The following is a 19,172-nucleotide window of genomic DNA, read 5'->3' as shown; positions in this document are numbered from 1 at the left end:
GAGTGACATCACGTGAACGATATCGTCTGCATTTCGCCGGTCGACGGCAGCGAGGTTGCCCGGCGGCCCGTCGCAACGGGTGCCGAGGTCGCCGCGGCTCTCGCGCAAGCACGGAAAGCGCAGCAGGAATGGTCGAGCATATCGCTCGCCGAGCGCAAGGCCATGATGCTCGCCTTCCTGCACGAGATGCGGGCGCAGAACGACGAGGTCGTTCCGGAGCTCGCGATGCAGATGGGCCGGCCGGTGCGCTATGGCGGCGAACTGCGCAGCCTGGAGGAGCGGGTCCGCGTGCTGGTCGAGCTCAGCGATGAAGCGCTGGCGCCGATCGTGCCGACCGGGCAGCCCGGCTTCCGCCGCATGATCAAGCGCGTTCCTGCCGGCATCGTGCTGGTGATCGCGCCCTGGAACTATCCCTATCTCACCGCGGCCAACACCATCGTGCCGGCGCTGCTGGCCGGCAACGCCGTGATCCTGAAGCATGCCGCGCAGACCCTGCTGGTCGGTGAGCGCTTCCAGGCGGCACTGGACCGGGTCGGCCTGCCCAAGGGGGTGTTCAGGACGCTCACGCTCGACCATGTCATGACCAGTGAGCTGATCTCATCGCGCTCGGTCGACCATGTGAACTTCACCGGTTCGGTCGCCGGCGGCCGGGCCGTCGAGCGAGCGGCGGCCGGGACATTCATCAGCCTCGGGCTAGAGCTCGGCGGCAAGGATCCGGCCTATGTGCGGCCGGATGCCGATTTCGATTTCGCGGTCGAGCAGCTCGTGGACGGCGCCTTCTACAACTCCGGCCAATGCTGCTGCGGCATCGAGCGGATTTACGTGCATGAGCGGATCTATGACTCCTTTGTAGACGCCTTTGCCGGCCTGACCGCGCGCTACCGGCTCGGCAACCCGCTGTCGCAGGACACGACGCTCGGCCCGATGGCGGCGACACGCTTTGCCGATACCGTCCGCGCCCACATCGGCGAGGCCGTCGCAAAAGGCGCGCAGCCTCTGATCGATCCGGCCCGGTTCCCGGCGGACAAGATCGGTACGGCCTATCTGATGCCTCAGGTCCTGGTCGGCGTCGATCACTCCATGCAGGTGATGATGGAGGAGAGCTTCGGGCCTGCGGTCGGTCTCATGAAGGTCTCCTCCGATCAGGAGGCGGTTGGCCTAATGAACGACAGCCCCTATGGCCTGACTGCATCGGTCTGGACCGAGGACGCCGCCGCAGCCGAACGTATCGGTGACGGCATCGCAACGGGCACCGTATTCATGAACCGCTGCGATTATGTCGATCCCGCCCTGGCGTGGACCGGCCTCAAGGACACCGGACGTGGTGTCGGCATGTCGCGCCTCGGCTTCGAGGCGCTGACCCGCCCAAGATCATTCCACCTTCGCATCGAGCATTGAGCATTGAGAGCAGCACATGGACGTTCAGATCACCGGCGCCTGGAATTTTCCGACGCGCGTCGTCACCGGCGCGGGCCGCATTGCCGAGCTTCCCGAGGCGTGCCAGACCAACGGCCTCACCAGGCCATTGCTGGTCACCGATCACGGGCTTGCCAAGACCGATCTCATCGCCAGCATCGTCGACCGTGTGCGCGAGGCGGGCATTCCGCTCGCCGTGTTTTCCGACGTGAAGACCAATCCGACCGAAACCAACCTGACGGCCGGCGTCGAAGCCTTCAAGGCCGGCGGTCATGACGGCGTGATTGCGGTGGGCGGAGGTTCGGCGCTGGACGTCGGCAAATGCGTGGCGTTCATGGTGGCGCAGTCGCGCCCGGTCTGGGATTTCGAGGACGTCGGCGATTGGTGGACGCGCGCCAACACCAAGGGCATCGCGCCGATCATTGCGGTGCCGACGACGGCAGGCACGGGGTCCGAGGTCGGCCGCGCCGGTGTGATCACTCGTGAGGATACCCATGAGAAGAAGATCATCTTCCATCCCATGATGATGCCCAGGATCGCAATCGAGGATCCCGAGCTCGCGGTCGGTCTCTCGCCGTTTCTCACCATGGCAACCGGCATGGATGCGCTGTCGCACTGCTTCGAGGCCTACTGCGTCAAGGCATTTCACCCGCTTGCCGACGGCATCGCACTGGAGGGGATGAAGATCGTCGATAACTATCTGCCGCGCGCGGTCGAGAACGGTCGCGACCTCGAAGCGCGCGCCTACATGTTCGCCGCGGCCTCGATGGGAGCCACCGCGTTCCAGAAGGGGTTGGGCGCGATCCACTCGATATCCCATCCGGTCGGCGCCCGATACGATACCCATCACGGGCTGACCAATGGTGTGGTCTTCCCTTATGTCCTGGTCTGCAACAAGGCTGCGATCGCCGACAAGATTCCGCACATTGCCCGCGCGCTCAACCTGCCGAGCCAAGACTTCGATGCCGTGCTGTCCTGGCTGCTGGCCTTCCGCAAGAAGCTCGGCGTGCCGCATACGCTCGCCGAGCTCGGGGTGAAGGAGACCGACGCCGGAACGATCGCGGCCGATGCCGTCAAGGATCCGACTGCGGGTGCCAATCCGCGGCCGTTGACCGAGCCGGAGTTCAAGCAGCTGACGCTGGCCGCCATTCGAGGCGATCTTGGAAGCTGAGCCGTGCTGAGGCTGCTCGTTCTCGAGGGCAACACGCTGGCCGGCCGGCGACGGATCGCCGAGACGGCGGGCGCAATGCCTGCGGAGAGCTATGCGGCGGTCCTGCGGTCGCTTGCACCTCGCGTCGTCGTCGACATCGCGACACCGGCGGATGCGAGCTTCGCGCTGCCGCAACCGCTCGAAGCTTACCACGGCATCGCGATCACGGGGTCGGCCCTCAATATCTACCAGCGAGAGGTCGAAGCGCTGCGGCAGATCGACCTCGTGCGCGAGATCTTCGTTCGCGGAGTGCCAATGTTCGGCTCGTGCTGGGGCTTGCAGCTCGCCACGGTCGCAGCGGGCGGCGAGGTCGGTCTCAACCCGGCGGGGCGCGAGGTCGGGTTCGCGCGAAGGATCATGCTGACGGCTGACGGCCGCGCTCATCCCATGCATGCTGGCCGTGCGGCGGTGTTCGACGCGCCGGCCATCCACAGCGATATTGTCACCCGCCTTCCGCAGTCCGCAACCGTCACCGCCTGGAATACCATGTGCGAGGTTCAGGCGGCGGAGATCCGTTTCGGTCGCGGGCTATTCTGGGGCGTGCAGTATCATCCCGAATATCGCCTGCACGACGTCGTCGCCGTCATCCGGCGCTACGGACAGCTCCTGGTTGACGAGGGTTTCTTTGCCGATCTGGACGCGCTCGCGCGTTATGCCGGCGACCTCTCGGCGCTCGAGGCGGACGAACGGCGTGGCGATCTCGCCTGGAAACTGGCACTTCACCGCGACATTCTGAGCCATGATTGCCGGCAGACCGAGCTGAGGAACTGGATCGCATCGCTGGAGCAGACATGACCGCATTGCATGACCTCATCGCGCGCTTTGCCAGGATCGGTGCGACCGACGACGGTGGCGTGTGTCGGCTGGCTGGAACGGCGCGCGACAAGGAGGCGAGGGACCTCTTCTTGCACGAGATCGCCGATCGCGGCCTTGTTCCGAGGATCGATGCGATCGGCAATCTGTTTGGCGTGGCGATGCTGGCACCGGCGTCTACGGACGTCGTCATGACCGGCTCGCACCTCGATTCCCAGCCGACGGGAGGGCGATATGATGGGGTCTTCGGCGTGCTCGCCGGGATCCTCGCGGTCGAGGCCGTCAGGGAGCGTTGCCGTGCCAATCCCGGCGCCGCGCGACGCAACCTCGCCGTCGTGAACTGGACCAATGAGGAGGGTGCCCGCTTCCAGCCCAGCCTGACCGGCAGCTCGGTTTTCGCCGGCGCCCTGAGCCTGAAGGATGCATATGCGTGCAGCGACGCAGAGGGCGTCACCCTGGGCGAGGCGCTGGCCGCGATCGGCTATTGCGGGACGACGCCGCTCGAACACAATCCGGTGCGCTATGTCGAGTTGCATGTGGAGCAGGGCGATCGCCTGGAGCAGGCGGCTGGCGACATTGCCGCAGTGTCCGGCGCGTGGATGACGCGCAAGATATCGGTGATGTTCGAAGGCGACTACTCGCACACCGGACCGATGCCGATGGCGTTCCGCCGCGACGCCCTGCGCGCAGCGGCCCGGGCGATCGAGGCGCTGTACCAGGAGGTCGCGAGGGAGACTGCGGGCGCCCATGCCTCCGCGGGGCGCATCAGCGTTTATCCCAACTCGCCGAATGTCGTGGCGGGCCGTGTTCGGGTCTGGTTCGAGATCCGGCATGAGGCCGAAGCCGTGGTCTCGGCGATCAGCGATCGCTTTCTGAAGCGAATCGCGCGTGAGTCGGGCGAGATCGGCGTTGGTATCTCGATCGCTGCCGACGAGAGGCGAGCGGGGACCGTGCTTGATCCCGGCGGCGTGACACTGGTTCTTTCTGCCGCCGCGGATCTCGGTTTCAAGGCCATGACGTTCAAGACCATCACTGGCCACGACGCGCTGGCGATCCAGAAATCTGTTCCGTCCTCGCTGATCTTCGTCCCGAGCCAGGGCGGGCTCAGCCACAATCCGCGCGAGTTCACGGCGCCCGCGGCCCTCGACAAGGGCTACGCGGTGCTGACCGAGGTGCTGTGGAGAATGGTTACCGCGAAGGCGTGAGGCATTTCGGGTGGATGATCCTAAATGGGCGATGAAGGGACACCACCCGACAAGTAATTGATTTGCTGGTGGGTCCGGCGGGACTCGAATCTGCAACCAGACCGTATGAGCGACGATCGCGTTCGAAGCTCGTCTGCCGCATATCAAAGTAGACCGTTAGCTGATTTCCGCTTCTGGCCGATTGTGTTGCAAAAGTCGATTTTCGCCGATGACCAAAATTCTGCGGGCCGTGGGCGCGGCTTTCGCGTACAAGATGTGAGGGACCTTACGGCCTCACGCAAAATTCACAGGCGACTTCGGTAACGCGATTGAGGTCATCGATCGCTCGCTGCTCAGTGTTTTCGCGAAAAATCTTGAGGCCTGCAACTTTCGACTTCTGCAACGAAATCGGCCCAAAGCCGAACTTTGCAGAAGGTTGCAATGTCCGCCTTCGGGAGGAAAGCCGACCAAGGCGAAGCGGACCGCCGAGGTCGGCTTGGACCCATATGACGGACCTCGTGCGCATTGAGCCCAGTTACGGAACCAGTATCGCAATCGATAAACTTCGATTTGCTCTGCAAGCCTTTCTTTTGAACGAGCCGATAAACGCTTCGGGCACGAAGGATTATTTCGGGATGATGTTGAGCAGGAATTCGGCGATGGTCTGCTCTTTGGCTTCGCCGGCGTAGACTGCAACGGCCGGCCGCGGCGATGCCGCAGAAGAAGCCATAGCCGCGGCGGGCGGATAACGGTAGTCATCCCTTAATGATGAGGCGCCCTAGGAACGCATTGCAGGCCCGCTCGGCTTCAGCGAACGAACTGAAGGGAGACCCGGATACGTGAGCCGCTGGCATATTCAGAAAGTCAGGGCGATATGATGCAACAAAGCCCGGCTCTCCATGCAATCCAGGTCCACTCCGGCTCTCGTTGCTGATGACGAATGAATAGTCGTCGCTGCTTGCGATCCATATCTCCAGTTCAGTATCGACTCGGCGGAAGTGCAGGGCCATTTCACCCTCACAAACTTTGGTCCTCCGTGATCATCCACATGGGACGCTTAGTCTACTTTTGTGCGGTTGGCCGCTTCTGCCTCCCGCGCCAGCCGTTCGGCCTTTAGGCGCTCTCGATTATCATGGACCGCTTTTTGCGCTTTGGCGTAATCCGTCATAGCATCCTTCGGCCTGACAGTTTTGAATGCCTTGTTTGCTTCGCGTTCCGCAGCCGTCGGCGCCCGTCGGTCTCGCTCTTTAATCATTGTTGACCTCCCATTTGGGCTGATTAATTCAACGCGCGAAGCAAGCTTTCGATCCTATTATGGGGCAATGATCTTGAGGGTGTGATCATTTTAGATTTCTGTCGCGGCGCACCTTGTGAAACTCCTCCGGCCCTTTGATCAGCTTGCGCTTGCGGCTGGCCTGATCGTCTTGGCTGGCTGTACTGTCGGTCACCTTGTGGATTGCGTCGCCTGCCAATTCGCGGGCGCGCTCCCTGGGGCTGTGCCGTTCAGCGCGCAGCGCCGTGGGCGATACAGTTAGCTCGAACTCGATGAGCCGGCGGACGTCCTCAGAGCGGCCCGGAGTATCGTCCTGCTTTGCCGCCCAGGCATCGACGACGGCCCGTAGGTCGGCTGACAGGCGAATTACGACTCTCCGGCTTGTGCATCGTCCCGGGATGTCGAGACAGGCGATGGCGCGACAATCGCGGCGCACCCAGCATGGCATGAAATCACCCGGAGTTTGGCAGGATATCACCTTGCCGGATGTGGTCCGGATTCTAATGCTCGGAGCCTCGGAACAGAGACGCCCTGAGCCCCGAATCCCTGCGGCGCAACGCACGCGGAAGGACGCGACGGTCGGAAAATGTCTCTGAGGGAGGAATCGGATGCCACAACTGTCGCCCGAGCGCACGCGAAAAATCCTTGCCGATAGCGCGTTCAGAGAGCTCGTCTCAGGCCGCGCGAGGTTGCGATGGTGGCTCTCCATCCTGACGCTAGTCATGTTCTTCGGCTTCATCGCGCTGATCTCGACCGCGAAAGCCGCGCTCGGCGCGAGTTTCGCCGGCAGCGCGATGCCGCTCGGCTTCGCGCTCGCCCTTCTCATGGTTGCGGCGATCATCGCTTTCACCGCCTTCTATGTTCAGCGCTCGAACACGCGCTTCGACGAACTCGCGCGCAGAGTCAATCGGGAGCTCGGCCGATGATCGCCAGATGGCTGCTGATCGCACTTTGCGTGGTGTTTCCATTCGCGGCGATGGCCCAGGGCGCGCCCGCCGCGGCGGCGCGTGGGCCCGACTGGATCGCGATCGGAATGTTCCTGATTATCGTCGCCGTCACGCTCGTCATCACCTGGCGCTCGGCCGGCAGCACCGGATCGAAGGCGGGCTTCTACACCGCCGGACACGCGATCACGCCGGTGCAGAACGGTCTGGCGACCGCTGGCGATTTCCTGTCGGCGGCCGCATTTCTCGGCATATCCGCGCTGGTCTACGCCAATGGCTTCGACGGCTTCATTTACGCGCTCGGCTTTCTCACGGGATGGCCGATAGTGCTGTTCCTGATGTCGGAGCGCATGCGCAATCTGGGCAGCTACACCTTCGCGGATGCCGCCGCGTTTCGCCTGCAGCGGACGCCGGTCCGGCTCGTCGCCGCGACCGGAAGTCTCGTCGTTGTGCTGTTCTACCTGATCGCGCAGCTGATCGGCGCGGGCAAGGTGATCCAGCTGCTTTTCGGCATCAACTACATCTTCGCCGTGCTCGGCGTCGGCGTGCTGATGATCCTTTATGTGATCGTGGGCGGCATGCAGGCGACCACTTGGGTTCAGATCACCAAGGCGGTGCTGCTGCTGTGCGGCGGAACGCTGCTCGCGCTGGCTGCCCTGTGGCATTTCGAGTTCAGCCTCGGACGGCTGCTGGAGGCCGCAAGCCACGTCCATCCCAAGGGAGCCGCTATTCTGGTCCCCGGCGGACTGTTCGCCGAACCGGTGTCCGCCATCTCGCTCGGCCTCGCGCTGGTGTTCGGCACCGCCGGCCTGCCGCATATCCTTATGCGGTTCTTCACGGTGAAGGACGCCGCCGCGGCCCGCAAATCGGTGTTCTATGCGACGGCCTGCGTCGCGTATTTCTGCTGGATCATTCCGGTGCTGGGCTTTGCCGCCGCAGCGATCCTTATGACGGATCCGAGCTATTTCAATGTCGCGGCATCCGGGCAGTTCAACAAGATCGCCGATCTGGTCGGCGGGCCGAACATGGCGTCGATCCATCTCGCCCACGCGATGGGCGGTCCGCTGCTGCTCGGATTCATCTCCGCGGTGGCATTCGCGACCATCCTTGCCGTCGTCGCCGGCCTGACGCTCGCCGGCGCCTCCGCCGTCAGTCATGACATCTACGGCCAGGTGCTGGCCGGCGGCAAGGCATCCGAAGCGCGCGAACTGCTGGTCTCGAAGGTCTCGGCTGTGGCCATCGGCGTCGTTGCGGTTCTGCTGGCCTACGCCTTCGAGAACCAGAACGTGGCGTTCATGGCCGGACTTGCGTTGTCGGTGGCCGCGAGCTGCAATTTTCCGGTGCTGGCGATGGCGATGTTCTGGCGTGGCACCACGACGCGCGGCGCCGTCGCCGGCGGTCTCGCGGGCCTCGTCGCGTCGGTCGTGCTGGTCGTGCTGAGCAAGACGGTCTGGGTCGCCGTCCTCGGCTTTCCGACGGCGCTGTTCCCCTACGACAATCCGGCTCTGGTCTCGATGCCGCTCGCCTTCCTGTTCGTCTGGCTGTTCTCGGTAACGGATCGCAGCGAGCGCGCTGCGCGCGAACGCGAGGCGTTTGCGGCGCAGTTCATCCAATCCGAGATCGGAGCGGCTTTGGCCAGCGAGCGGCCGGCTCTCGCAGCCGCAGCCTCGTGACATCGAGGAACCTGGAAAACAGCATGACCAACGCAGTTCAACTCGACGAGACCCACGACCCGGCCCGGCGGAGTTTTGTCGAGACGGCAAACGGCGGCGCGACCGACTTCCCGATCCAGAATCTGCCGCTTGGCATCTTCAGCACCGCGGCCGATACGCAGCCGCGGATCGGCACCGCGATCGGAGATTTCGTCTTCGACCTGAAGCGAGCGCTCGGTTCCGATGAGCACCTCGCGGCGCCGATCCGCCAGGCGCTCCAGCAAGGCACGCTCAATGCGCTGTTCGCGCTCGGACCTATGGCGATGCGGGAGCTGCGCCGCCGCGCCGCCGATCTGCTGGGGCAGGGCAGCACGGCCAATGACACCAGGCGCCGCGCCTCCGAATTGCTGACGTCGATCGCGGATGCGACGCTGCATCTGCCCACACGCATCTCGAACTACACGGACTTCTACGCCGGCATCTATCATGCGCGGGCGGCGGGCGCGCTGCTGACGCCGGAAAATCCGCTTCCCGCGAACTACAAATGGGTGCCCATCGCCTATCACGGCCGTGCCTCGTCGGTGCAAGTGGGGCGCGGGATGGTGCGACGGCCACTCGGGCAACGCCCGCCCACGGTGGCGGGCGCAGCGCCGGGCTTTGGCCCGTGCGAACGGCTGGATTTCGAGCTCGAGATGGGCTTCTACCTCGCTGCCGGCAACCGGCTCGGCAATCCCGTCCCGATCGCCGAAGCATCGCAGCAGATCGTCGGCTATTCGCTGCTGAACGACTGGTCGGCGCGCGACATCCAGCGCTGGGAGATGTTTCCGCTCGGACCGTTCCTCAGCAAGAGTTTTGCTACCTCGGTGTCACCGTGGGTCGTCACGTCGGATGCGCTGGCGCCGTTCCGTGTCCCGGCGCTGGCGCGGTCGGACGGCGATCCGCGTCCGCTCGACTATCTGTTCGACGCGGCCGATCAATCGCACGGCGGACTCGATGTCCACCTCGAGGTCCTGCTCTCGACCGCGCAGATGCGCGCCGCGAACCAGCCCGCCGCGGCGATTCTCACATCCAATGCCAAATACCTGTATTGGACCCCGGCGCAGATGATCGCGCATCACAGCATCAACGGCTGCAATCTGCTGCCGGGCGACCTGATCGGCACTGGCACCATTTCGGGGCCTAGCCCGGCGCAGCTTTCGAGCATGCTCGAGTTCACCGCCGCCGGATCACGGCCGGCCGTGCTTCCGAGCGGCGAGCGCCGCAGTTTCCTCGAGGATGGCGATGAAGTCACCTTCCGCGGCCGCTGCAGCCTAGAAGGTTTTGCGAGCATCGGCTTCGGCTCATGCGTCGGCAGGATCGGGCCGGCGGACGCCGTCATTGCCGGAAACAACCATGCCTGATGGCGGGAGGGTGATATGGAGTGTCAATCGCTGCTAACCTACGCACAGCTCCAGAACGCGGCGCTCGATCCAGACGACTTCCGCTTCGGACAGCTCCTGACATTGGCGGTCGGGTTAGCGCTGCTGCTGATCACGCGTCTGGCGACACTGCTGGCCGCTGCGCTGTAGGGTGACGGAAGTCCGACGGCGAGCGGTTGGTCCACTTCTTGAACGCCTTGCGGAAGCTGGTAGCGTCGGCAAAGCCGACACGCTCGGCGACCTGATCGATTGCCAGATGGGTGTTCTCGAGCAACTCCGTCGCAATCGACTGCCGCATCCCGTCGACGATCGACTGGAACGACTGCCCGTCCTCCGCCAGCCTGCGGTGGAACGTTCGCAGCGACAGCCCGAGCTTGGATGCGATCTCCGGCGCGCCCGCAAATCGGCTGGGGCTGTTGAGGCAGGCGGCTCTGATCCGCCTTACTAGCTCGGATTCGCCGGGATGCTCGGTCAAGACGACGTCACAGAGCTGCTGGCAGATCTTCGCGGTGATCGGGTTTGCATTGGGGCAGGGTAGATCGAGCACCTTGGCATCGAAATGCCATTCCATGCGATCGGCGCCGAAGTCGATCGGGCAGTTGAACATCCGCTCGTAGTTGCGCCAGTGCACGGGTGCGGCAAACGGAAAGATCATCCTCTTGCTCGGGAACGGCGACTCGAGGATGCGGCTGAACACCGCGGTCATCGAGCTGCGCCAGAATTCCGCGGCGAACGGCAGCAGCTCGCCGAGCGGGTCGAGCCCATGGCTGCGAAGGATCGCGGTCGTCCCGTGCTCGATCCGGAAGCTGATCTGCCTTACCGCCGGCCCGGCCATGGTGATGTGATCGAGCGAGAACATCAGCGCTTCGCCGAATGTCCGGCTCGACACCAGCGCATAGCCGTAAATGCCGTAATCGCTGATGCGCTGCCGAGCGCCTGCGAGCAACCCTATATCGGAGCGCTTCGCCAATCGCATCGCGTTGCGGTAGATCGCCAGCCGCTGGCGGTGCGAGATGCGAGCGTGGGGATCCTCGAGCTGGGAGGCATCGAGACCGGTCCGTGCAAACAGCTCCCGAACCGACAGGCCCTGCGCCGCCAGCTCGGCGGCCAGCGCGCCGAGTCCGAGCAGGCTCTGCGTCGGCGCATCGGGGTCGCTCGAGATCGGCATCACGATCTTGATCGGCTTCATGGCACTTCCTCCACGTCCGGCTGGCACAGATTGACAGGCCGACGAACGGCTCTTCCGGCCGTTTGGCAATCTTCGACATCATAATTGGCAGAGCTTGACGTTGTCACGTTTGTTATGACGGACGACATTCAAATCATCAGAACAGCGGGATCTGCGCCGGGCAGGCCCGCAGCGAGGAGACGTCTGACCGCCGTGACGCTGCGTCGAAAGCGCTGCCGGCCGGCTTTTGCATCGAGCGGAGGGAACCTGATGACGACAGTACTTCACGAGATGGACGGCAAGGTTGGCGTGGTGACGCTGGCGAAGCCGCCGCACAATTTGCTCGACGACCAGCTCATCAACGATGTGGTCGGCGCCTACCACGCGGTGGTTGCGGCCGGCTGCCGCGCTATCCTGCTGCGTAGCTCGATGCGGCACTTCTGCGCCGGCGCGGAGATGGCGTCCTGGGGAATCGGCACCAAGCTGCACACCGATCAGGCCGGTCTCGAAAAAATCTGGCGTAGTCTCGAGGATGTACCGGTTCCCACGGTTGCCGCCGTCAATGGCGGCGTGCTTGGCGGCGGGCTTGAGCTCGCGCTGACCTGCGACATGATTATCGCAGCGAACACCGCGTTCCTCGGCCAGGTCGAGGTTGCGGTCGGGTTGCTGCCGCTGCTCGGCGGCACGCAGCGCATCGCGCAACGCGCCGGCATCGCGCGCGCCAAGGAGATCGCGATGCTCGGCCGCCGTCACACTCCCGAGGCGTTCGAACGCTGGGGCATCATCAACCTCGTCGTCCCGGAAGCCGAATTGGGCGCTTCATCGATGACCATGGCCCGACAGCTCGCCGCCGGCCCGACCAAGGTCATCGCGGGCATCAAGATGCAGGCGAACCTGCAGGCGCGCGGCGGCGTCGCCGCTGCCGACGCGCGACAGGTCGAGATCAACGACATGATCTGGAAGGCCAGGGACCGCCAGCGCGGCGCCGACGCCTTCTTCGCGTCGGGCCCGGCAACAGCTGTCTTCGAGGGAGACTGACGATGTCGGCTGCGCCTCTTCAGGGATTGCGGGTGGTCGATTTCACTCGCGTGCTGGCCGGTCCGCATTGCACCAAGGCGCTGCGCGACCTCGGCGCCGAGGTCACCAAGATCGAGCCGCCGTCCGGCGACATTGGCCGCGCCGGACTGCCTTACGTCGGTGGTATGGGTCTCTATTTCGTGCAGCAGAACGCCGGCAAGCGGAATCTCAGCATCGATCTGAACTATGTTGAGGGACGCGAGATAGTCACCCGCCTGTGTAGGGGGGCCGACGTCATCGTCGAGAATTTCCGTCCCGGCACCTTGGCGCGGTTCGGCTTCAGCTACGACGACGTCCGTGCCTTCAACCCCGGCATCATCTATGTCTCGCTGAGCGGCTACGGGCAGTCGACCTCCTGGCGCAACCGGCCGGCCTTTGCGCCTACGGTGCAGGCCGAGACCGGCCTGACCTCGATCGTGCAGGACCATTTCGGTGCGGCATTGTCGGAGCCACGCGGCGATTCATGCAGCCATGCCGATGTCTATACCGGGCTGCAGGGCGTGATCGCCGTGCTCGCCGCGCTCCAGCATCGCAACCGCACCGGCGAGGGACAGCACGTCGACGTGTCGATGGCTGCGACGATGCTGTCGGTCAACGAGCGCGCCGGCGCGATGATGTCGGGGATCGACACCGACGGCGAGCCTATCGCGCTGTCGGCTAATGAGTCGCACATCTTCGAGATGTCCGACGGCACCCGCCTGACGATCGCCGCCAGCCCGATCTATTCGCCGATGTTCACGCGCTACTGCGCGATGATGCGGCGAAGCGATTTGCTGGCCGATGCCCGCTACGCCACCGCCAGCCTGCGCCGGCAGAACCTCGCGCCGTTGCTCGCCGAAATCCGCGCCTGGATTACGACGTTCGAGAATCTCGAGCAGTTGCAGGCGCAAGTCAGTGAAGCCGGGCTCGCGGTTGGGCGCGTGCGCACCGTCAACGAGTTCGTGGAGACCGATTGGGCCAAGGAGTGGAATGCCGTGGTCGAGGTCGATGACCGGGCCGGCGGATTGGTCCGAATGCCGGGCAATCCCTGGATCTTCAGCCGCTCGGAACTGCCGTCGCCCGGCACGCCGGCCTATCAGGGCGAACACAATGAAGACGTCCTTGGCCAGCTCGACTTTGCGCCCGAGAGGATCAAGGATCTGCAGTACCGCAACATCCTGCTCAGCCGGCGATAGGCGGAGCTTGTCCGGGCATGGCAAAAAGATCGCTTCAATTGGATGGAGGAGGAATCCGACGACATCGAGCGATCCGCTCCGACCTTCTCGGCACTTTCCGCGACGGACATTTCGCGACGCGAGCCTCCCGAGGCCGGCACCTAACTGGTTCCAACCCTCTCGCAGTGGAATTGCGGGCGAAAGGAGGCCTTTGACGGGGTATCAGGAGGCGACCTCGCGAGTTTGCCTGCCCGTAGGTAGAAAAGAGGGCTTCGAGAATAGTGGGCTTAGCGATGCAGCGGACCAGTGCCTCGAATTCCCGACGCCTTATCGTTAGTTGGTCCGGGCTCGCTCGAAATTTGCCTTGCCCCATTCCGACAAGAGGAAATCAAACTGGAGGTTCAATGCACGCGAGCCCTGGTGCGCCCACCAAGCTTTCATAGCTTAAGTCCGCCCTCGTAACGGTCATCCCGGCCAGCGGTCGCGTCTGTTCCGGCAACCGCTATCGCCTGCTTCCTCACGCCGCTTCCTGATCTCCGCCCTCAATTGCTTGCGCCTGCGTTTCGCACCGGCCGGCAAATCGTCGGGGCATGTCCGCTATCGCGCGCGGAATTTCGATCGCCGTTCGGCAGCGGTCTGAATCTGACGAAGTTCATCACGACAGGTCCGCGATCACTGCGCTGACAGGCGTTGGGGTGAAGGTGCGGGCTGAGCGCGGGGCGCCCTGCAGCGAGGGCGGTTGACAGGGGAGAGCGCCCACTTTAATCACGTGACTAATTAATCAATTAATTAAAGCCCAAAACCCTAGGGAAAGAATCCGCCTGATGCTGGCCGGCCAGAGACATCCGAAGCTGCTTGCCCCGCGCGGCCGCAGCCTCACTTGGCTGGAAAACAAGGTGCTCGTGCATTCCGTGCGCAGCGGCCTCGAACAGGCTGAGAATGACCTTGCCGAGCCCGCCGCACGCTTTGCCGAGCGCAACGTCAGGGTGATCACCGCGGGCAGACCGAACGCCGGAGCGACCGGCCATCGCGTCAAACCGTCGATCCCGGAAAAACCCGTGCAGCACCGCTGCAATCGCCCACGCGGTGCACGCCGCCGATCACTGCCGCCGAATCCCGCACATCAGTTCGGGCGCGCGAGCGATGCGCGCCCCGGCAGTGATGTCGCGGATCGGCGTCTGCCGCCCGAAGCAGAGTGGGCTTCGTTCACCCGTATGGAAAATGAGGAGTGAGGCGTAAACGATGGGACGTCGATCTGAGGTACTGATGGCGCAAGAGACCGCCGGCACGGACAACCGGCGCGTGATCCAGGTGGTGTCGCGCGCATTCGACATCGTGCGTTGCTTCGAAGGTCGAAGCATACGCCTGGGAAATCGCGAAATCGCCGATCGCTGCGGTCTTCCGCGATCGACGGTCTCGCGTCTCACCTTGACGCTTACCCAGATCGGGCAGCTGATCTATCTGCCGCAAGAGCAGAAATATGCTCTCGGTCCCCACGCCGCCCCGGCCGGTGCGCCGTTGTTTGCGCAGGGTTGCGACAAGCCTGCCTGCGCCGACGAGCCGCAACTCCGCCAGGTGCCGCGCTTCGGGTACTTCGAAGATCAGCGCAACTCGATTGCCGAGCCGCTTGCGGTGACGCCACACCGTTGATGCCTCGCGGAAACGGCTGGGACCACCGGCACGAGCGCAACTAACGATACATTCGAAGCAAAGGGAAACGCATGTCTGAAGCATACATCATTGACGCTGTTCGCACGCCGCGGGGCATCGGCAAGCCGGGCAAGGGGGCGCTGTCGCACCTGCATCCGCAGCATCTGGCCGCGACGGTGCTCGGCGCGCTCAAGGAGCGCAACAAGCTCGACACGTCGACCGTCGATGACATCATCTGGTCGACATCGACTCAGGAAGGCAAGCAGGGCGGCGATCTCGGACGCATGTCGGCGCTCGCGGCAGGCTACGACATCAACGCCAGCGGCACGACGCTGGATCGTTTCTGCGGCGGCGGCATCACGTCGGTGAACCTCGCGGCAGCGTCGGTGATGTCGGGGATGGAAGATTGCGTCATCGCCGGCGGCACCGAGATGATGAGCTATCAACAGACTCTCGCAGCCGAGCGTTCCAAGGCCGGGCAGCCGGCGCGGATGATGGGTTCGGGCAATCCGGCGCTCGACGAGATTCACCCGCAGTCGCACCAGGGCGTGTGCGGCGACGCCATCGCGACGCGCGAGGGGATCAGCCGCGAGGCCTGCGATGCACTGGCACTGACGAGCCAGCAGCGCGCCAAGCGGGCCATCGATGAAGGCCGCTTCGCCAAGTCGGTGATCCCCGTCCTCAACGACGACGGCAGCGTTGCCCTCAATCGCGAAGAATTCCCGCGCCCGGAGACCACGGCTGAAGGCCTTGCTTCGCTGAAGCCGAGCTTCGAGCAGCTTGCCGATTTCGACCTCGGCAACGGCACGACGTTCAAGAAGCAGATCCAGCGCCGCTATCCGGACCTCGAGTGGAAGGGCGTGCACCATGCCGGCAACAGCTCGGGCGTGGTGGACGGCGCCGCCGCGGTGCTGATCACGTCGAAGGCATATGCCGAGAAGCACGGCCTCAAGCCGCGCGGCCGCATCGTGGCCTATGCCAACCAGGGTGACGATCCGACCCTGATGCTCAACGCGCCGGTTCCGGCGGCCAAGAAGGTACTCGCCAAGGCCGGCCTGACCAAGAACGACATCGACGTCTGGGAGATCAACGAGGCCTTCGCGGTCGTCGCCGAGAAGTTTATCCGCGACCTCGAGCTGGACCGCGAGAAGGTCAACATCAATGGCGGCTCGATCGCGCTCGGCCATCCGATCGGCGCGACCGGATCGATCCTGATCGGCACGGCGCTCGACGAGCTCGAGCGCAGCGGCGGACGCTATGGCCTGGTCACCATGTGTGCCGCCGGCGGCATGGCACCAGCCATCATCATCGAACGCATGTGATCGCGAAAGGATATTGCCATGAAACTCGATTCATCGGTCGCCGCCGTCGTCACCGGTGGGGCTTCCGGCCTTGGTGCTGCCACCTCGCGCGCGCTGGCTGCGCAAGGCGTGAAAGTCGCGATCTTCGACTTCAACGAAGAGAAGGGTGAAGCAATCGCCAAGGAAATCGGCGGTGTGTTCTGCAAGGTCGATGTCACCTCGGACGAGCAGGTCGATGCGGGCTTTGCCAAGGCCCGCGCGGCGCATGGCCAGGAGCGCATCCTGGTGAACTGTGCAGGCACCGGCAATGCGGTGAAGACCGCGGGCCGCGACAAGAAGACCGGCGAGCCCACCCACTTCCCGATCGACGCCTTCAACCGCATCATCCAGATCAACCTCGTCGGCACCTTCCGTTGCATCGCCAAGTCGGCGCAGGGCATGCTGTCGCTGGCTCCGCTGGAGCACGGCGAGCGTGGTGCGGTCGTCAATACAGCCTCCGTCGCGGCCGAGGATGGCCAGATGGGGCAGGCGGCTTATTCTGCCTCGAAGGCCGGCGTGGTCGGCATGACCCTGCCGATCGCGCGCGACCTGATGGCCGAAGGCATCCGCGTCAACACCATCCTGCCGGGCATCTTCAACACCCCGCTGCTGCAGGGCGCCCCGGAAAACGTCAAGGCCGCGCTCAGCGCGTCGGTGCCGTTCCCCAAGCGTCTCGGCATGCCGGAGGAATATGCGCATCTGGCGCTGACCATGATCACCAATGGCTACTTCAACGGTGAAGACGTCCGTCTCGACGGCGCCATCCGCATGGCTCCGCGTTAAGCGATCAGGAGACCAAAGCGATGTCCGAAGAAACCCCGGTCCTCACTGAAGTCCGCGGACCGATACTGATCATCACCCTGAACCGGCCGGAAGCCAAGAACGCGGCCAACCTCGCCCTCTCCAAGGGCGTGGCCGCGGCGATCGACCGGCTCGACGCCGACGATTCCCTGAGCGTCGGCATCATCACCGGCGCCGGCGGCACATTCTGCTCGGGCATGGACCTCAAGGGGTTCCTGAAAGGCGAGCGGCCGTCGATCGCCGGCCGCGGCTTCGCCGGCCTGACCGAGGCCCCGCCGAAGAAGCCGCTGATTGCGGCTGTCGACGGCTACGCGCTCGCCGGCGGGATGGAGATCGCGCTGTCGTGCGACATGATCGTCGCCAACCGCAACGCGAAGTTCGGGATCCCCGAGGTGAAGCGCGGACTTGCGGCAGCGGCCGGCGGGCTAATCCGCATGCCGCGCCAGATGCCGTTCCGTGTGGCGATGGAGTTCGCATTGACGGGCGAGTTCTTCGGCGCCGAGCGCGCCCATCAACTCGGCATCATCAATCGCGTAACCGATGGCCCGGCGCTCGACGCCGCGCTTGAGCTCGCGGCAGCGATCGGCGCCAACGGCCCGCTCGCCGTCAAGGCATCCAAGCAGGTGATCGTCGAATCCCGGCTCTGGCCGGAAGATGAGATGTGGAAGAGGCAGCAGGAGATCGTCGGTCCTGTCTTCGTATCCGAGGATGCCCGCGAGGGCGCGGCTGCCTTTGCCGAAAAGCGCGCGCCGAACTGGAAGGGCAAGTAGGGCATCGCCTGTTTCGATGACGGGGCGTCGGTTTTGATTGCAGCAGAACCGGCGCTCTAAACTTTTTACGATGCCTCGCCGTACGTCGGTGGGCTTCCACGAGAGCGCTATTGGGTGATTGATGCGCAGCTTTACCGAAGACCAGGTCATTTTCCGCGACTCCTACCGCAAGTTCCTCGCCAGCGAGATCACGCCTCACATGGAGGAGTGGCGGGAAGCCGGCATCGTCGACCGCAGCGCGTTCAAGAAGGCCGGTGACCTCGGCTTCCTGATGATCTGGCCCGAGGAAAAATACGGCGGAATGGGCGACGAGGACTTCCGTTACGAGCAGATCATCATCGAGGAGACCGCGCGCTCGGGCTGCAAGGGCTGGTTCAACACGCTGCACAGCCGACTGGTCGGATCCTACTTCAAGCGCTTCGGCACCGAGGAGCAGCGCGACCGATTCCTGCCGAAATGCGTCAACGGCGAGACCATCCTGGCCATCGCGATGACCGAGCCCGGCGCGGGCTCAGACCTCGCCGGCATGCGGTCGACCGCGGAAGACAAGGGCGATCATTTCCTGCTCAATGGCTCGAAGACCTATATTTCCAACGGCATCAATTCCGACGTGGTGATCGTGGCGGCCAAGCTCGCGGGCGCCGAGAAGAAGCATGCCATGGTGCTCCTGATCGTCGAGCGCGGCATGGAAGGTTTTGAGCGCGGCCGCAATCTCAAGAAGATGGGCATGCCGGCGCAGGACACTGCCGAACTCTTCTTCAACAATGTGAAGGTGCCCAAGGCCAACGTGCTGGGAGAACCCGGCAAGGGCTTTTACTATCTCATGGAAGGCCTTGCCGAGGAGCGGCTAATCTCCGCGGTCGGATCGATCGCCAATGGCCGCAAGGCGTTCGACATCACGCGCACTTACGTGATGGACCGCAAATTGTTTGGCCGGCCGCTTGCCGAACAGCAGAACACCCAGTTCCGCATGGCGGAGATGGATGCCGAAATCGATCTCGTGCAGGTCTATGTCGATCACTGCGTGGCCGAGCACAATGCCGGACGCCTGACCAGCAATATGGGCGCCAAGGCCAAGATGATGTCGTCGGAGGTCGAGTGGAAGATGCTCGATCTTGGCGTCCAGTTGCACGGCGGCGCAGGTTACATGGATGAATATCCGATCAGTCGCATGTTTACCGACGCGCGCGTCAATCGAATCCTCGCTGGAAGCTCTGAAGTGATGCGGCTGATCATCGGCCGCGATGTCTTCTCGGAGCACTACAAGAGCATTCTGGACTAGCCGGTCAGCACGACCGGCTA

The 19,172-nt window shown here is 64.0% G+C and carries 18 protein-coding genes and 1 pseudogene; 16 read left to right on the top strand and 3 right to left on the bottom strand.

Annotation, left to right across the window (positions count from 1 at the left end; all coding sequences use genetic code 11):
- The first annotated feature begins 12 nt into the window (after positions 1–12).
- The 4 genes from ACVW1B_RS22700 to ACVW1B_RS22685 are packed head-to-tail and all read left to right on the top strand — an operon-like array spanning position 13 to position 4,644.
- Positions 13–1,398 carry an aldehyde dehydrogenase family protein gene (locus ACVW1B_RS22700; protein ID WP_076834237.1) on the top strand — a complete coding sequence of 462 codons (1,386 nt, stop codon included), beginning with the start codon at positions 13–15 and terminating at the stop codon, positions 1,396–1,398.
- A 16-nt stretch (positions 1,399–1,414) separates the two neighbouring features.
- Positions 1,415–2,587, top strand: a complete 1,173-nt coding sequence (locus tag ACVW1B_RS22695) for an iron-containing alcohol dehydrogenase (protein WP_168856093.1) — start codon at positions 1,415–1,417, stop codon at positions 2,585–2,587.
- A gap of 3 nt (positions 2,588–2,590) precedes the next feature.
- Complete coding sequence (locus tag ACVW1B_RS22690) at positions 2,591–3,421, top strand: type 1 glutamine amidotransferase (RefSeq protein ID WP_253607669.1); 831 nt, start codon at positions 2,591–2,593, stop codon at positions 3,419–3,421.
- Entirely contained in the window at positions 3,418–4,644 is a 1,227-nt protein-coding gene (locus ACVW1B_RS22685; protein ID WP_456780075.1) for an allantoate amidohydrolase, read from the top strand. The genes ACVW1B_RS22690 and ACVW1B_RS22685 overlap by 4 nt, the downstream gene beginning before the upstream one ends.
- A gap of 1,036 nt (positions 4,645–5,680) precedes the next feature.
- On the opposite strand, the gene ACVW1B_RS22680 is transcribed toward ACVW1B_RS22685, so the two are convergent.
- On the bottom strand, positions 5,681–5,878 hold the full coding sequence (locus tag ACVW1B_RS22680; RefSeq protein WP_253607671.1) for a hypothetical protein: 198 nt from the start codon (positions 5,876–5,878) through the stop codon (positions 5,681–5,683).
- 85 nt (positions 5,879–5,963) lie between these two features.
- Positions 5,964–6,344: a hypothetical protein gene (locus ACVW1B_RS22675; RefSeq protein ID WP_253607672.1), complete on the bottom strand. Its 381-nt coding sequence runs from the start codon at positions 6,342–6,344 to the stop codon at positions 5,964–5,966.
- 160 nt (positions 6,345–6,504) lie between these two features.
- Between ACVW1B_RS22675 and ACVW1B_RS22670 the strand changes: the two genes are divergently transcribed.
- From ACVW1B_RS22670 to ACVW1B_RS22655, 4 genes are read left to right on the top strand one after another with little or no spacing between them, the layout of a single operon-like run.
- Positions 6,505–6,822, top strand: coding sequence for a DUF485 domain-containing protein (locus ACVW1B_RS22670; RefSeq protein WP_083715219.1), 318 nt, complete (start codon positions 6,505–6,507; stop codon positions 6,820–6,822).
- Positions 6,819–8,513: a cation/acetate symporter ActP gene (gene actP, locus ACVW1B_RS22665; RefSeq protein WP_256558674.1), complete on the top strand. Its 1,695-nt coding sequence runs from the start codon at positions 6,819–6,821 to the stop codon at positions 8,511–8,513. The genes ACVW1B_RS22670 and actP overlap by 4 nt, the downstream gene beginning before the upstream one ends.
- A 23-nt stretch (positions 8,514–8,536) precedes the next feature.
- Positions 8,537–9,892 (top strand): fumarylacetoacetase, encoded by a 1,356-nt coding sequence (fahA, locus tag ACVW1B_RS22660; RefSeq protein ID WP_253607673.1) that lies wholly within the window; start codon positions 8,537–8,539, stop codon positions 9,890–9,892.
- Between the two features lie 15 nt (positions 9,893–9,907).
- On the top strand, positions 9,908–10,060 hold the full coding sequence (locus tag ACVW1B_RS22655; RefSeq protein ID WP_456780077.1) for a hypothetical protein: 153 nt from the start codon (positions 9,908–9,910) through the stop codon (positions 10,058–10,060).
- Here the strand turns inward: ACVW1B_RS22655 and ACVW1B_RS22650 are convergent.
- Positions 10,023–11,099 (bottom strand): AraC family transcriptional regulator, encoded by a 1,077-nt coding sequence (locus ACVW1B_RS22650; protein WP_253607674.1) that lies wholly within the window; start codon positions 11,097–11,099, stop codon positions 10,023–10,025. The genes ACVW1B_RS22655 and ACVW1B_RS22650 overlap by 38 nt on opposite strands.
- Positions 11,100–11,348: 249 nt before the next feature.
- Here ACVW1B_RS22650 and ACVW1B_RS22645 point away from each other — a divergent pair, with 249 nt between their 5' ends.
- From ACVW1B_RS22645 to ACVW1B_RS22610, 8 genes and pseudogenes are all read left to right on the top strand, one after another.
- Positions 11,349–12,116: an enoyl-CoA hydratase/isomerase family protein gene (locus ACVW1B_RS22645; protein WP_092083035.1), complete on the top strand. Its 768-nt coding sequence runs from the start codon at positions 11,349–11,351 to the stop codon at positions 12,114–12,116.
- Between the two features lie 2 nt (positions 12,117–12,118).
- Positions 12,119–13,330, top strand: a complete 1,212-nt coding sequence (locus ACVW1B_RS22640; RefSeq protein WP_225159570.1) for a CaiB/BaiF CoA transferase family protein — start codon at positions 12,119–12,121, stop codon at positions 13,328–13,330.
- Between the two features lie 803 nt (positions 13,331–14,133).
- A complete protein-coding gene (locus tag ACVW1B_RS22635; RefSeq protein ID WP_253607675.1) occupies positions 14,134–14,541 on the top strand; it encodes a hypothetical protein in 408 nt (135 codons plus the stop codon).
- Positions 14,542–14,551: 10 nt separating this feature from the next.
- A pseudogene (locus tag ACVW1B_RS22630) lies at positions 14,552–14,809 on the top strand (helix-turn-helix domain-containing protein); the annotation flags it as partial.
- Positions 14,810–15,030: 221 nt separating this feature from the next.
- Positions 15,031–16,281 carry an acetyl-CoA C-acetyltransferase gene (locus tag ACVW1B_RS22625; protein WP_076834214.1) on the top strand — a complete coding sequence of 417 codons (1,251 nt, stop codon included), beginning with the start codon at positions 15,031–15,033 and terminating at the stop codon, positions 16,279–16,281.
- An 18-nt stretch (positions 16,282–16,299) separates the two neighbouring features.
- Positions 16,300–17,082 carry an SDR family NAD(P)-dependent oxidoreductase gene (locus ACVW1B_RS22620; protein WP_028336964.1) on the top strand — a complete coding sequence of 261 codons (783 nt, stop codon included), beginning with the start codon at positions 16,300–16,302 and terminating at the stop codon, positions 17,080–17,082.
- A 20-nt stretch (positions 17,083–17,102) separates the two neighbouring features.
- Positions 17,103–17,870: a crotonase/enoyl-CoA hydratase family protein gene (locus tag ACVW1B_RS22615; protein WP_456822277.1), complete on the top strand. Its 768-nt coding sequence runs from the start codon at positions 17,103–17,105 to the stop codon at positions 17,868–17,870.
- A gap of 121 nt (positions 17,871–17,991) precedes the next feature.
- Positions 17,992–19,152, top strand: a complete 1,161-nt coding sequence (locus ACVW1B_RS22610; protein ID WP_253607676.1) for an acyl-CoA dehydrogenase family protein — start codon at positions 17,992–17,994, stop codon at positions 19,150–19,152.
- Positions 19,153–19,172: the final 20 nt, after the last annotated feature.

It is taken from the genome of Bradyrhizobium sp. USDA 4502, assembly GCF_054063355.1.
This window is presented reverse-complemented; position numbering and strand designations above follow the sequence as displayed.

Bases quoted from the DNA above. Each gene is read 5' to 3' on its own strand.
- ACVW1B_RS22610 (WP_253607676.1), top strand. From the start codon at position 17,992: ATGCGCAGCTTTACCGAAGACCAGGTCATTTTCCGCGACTCCTACCGC.
- ACVW1B_RS22625 (WP_076834214.1), top strand. From the start codon at position 15,031: ATGTCTGAAGCATACATCATTGACGCTGTTCGCACGCCGCGGGGCATC.
- ACVW1B_RS22680 (WP_253607671.1), bottom strand. From the start codon at position 5,878: ATGATTAAAGAGCGAGACCGACGGGCGCCGACGGCTGCGGAACGCGAA.
- fahA (WP_253607673.1), top strand. From the start codon at position 8,537: ATGACCAACGCAGTTCAACTCGACGAGACCCACGACCCGGCCCGGCGG.
- ACVW1B_RS22670 (WP_083715219.1), top strand. From the start codon at position 6,505: ATGCCACAACTGTCGCCCGAGCGCACGCGAAAAATCCTTGCCGATAGC.
- ACVW1B_RS22675 (WP_253607672.1), bottom strand. From the start codon at position 6,344: ATGCCATGCTGGGTGCGCCGCGATTGTCGCGCCATCGCCTGTCTCGAC.
- ACVW1B_RS22650 (WP_253607674.1), bottom strand. From the start codon at position 11,099: ATGAAGCCGATCAAGATCGTGATGCCGATCTCGAGCGACCCCGATGCG.
- ACVW1B_RS22645 (WP_092083035.1), top strand. From the start codon at position 11,349: ATGACGACAGTACTTCACGAGATGGACGGCAAGGTTGGCGTGGTGACG.
- ACVW1B_RS22695 (WP_168856093.1), top strand. From the start codon at position 1,415: ATGGACGTTCAGATCACCGGCGCCTGGAATTTTCCGACGCGCGTCGTC.
- ACVW1B_RS22640 (WP_225159570.1), top strand. From the start codon at position 12,119: ATGTCGGCTGCGCCTCTTCAGGGATTGCGGGTGGTCGATTTCACTCGC.
- ACVW1B_RS22655 (WP_456780077.1), top strand. From the start codon at position 9,908: ATGGAGTGTCAATCGCTGCTAACCTACGCACAGCTCCAGAACGCGGCG.
- ACVW1B_RS22620 (WP_028336964.1), top strand. From the start codon at position 16,300: ATGAAACTCGATTCATCGGTCGCCGCCGTCGTCACCGGTGGGGCTTCC.
- ACVW1B_RS22685 (WP_456780075.1), top strand. From the start codon at position 3,418: ATGACCGCATTGCATGACCTCATCGCGCGCTTTGCCAGGATCGGTGCG.
- actP (WP_256558674.1), top strand. From the start codon at position 6,819: ATGATCGCCAGATGGCTGCTGATCGCACTTTGCGTGGTGTTTCCATTC.
- ACVW1B_RS22635 (WP_253607675.1), top strand. From the start codon at position 14,134: ATGCTGGCCGGCCAGAGACATCCGAAGCTGCTTGCCCCGCGCGGCCGC.
- ACVW1B_RS22615 (WP_456822277.1), top strand. From the start codon at position 17,103: ATGTCCGAAGAAACCCCGGTCCTCACTGAAGTCCGCGGACCGATACTG.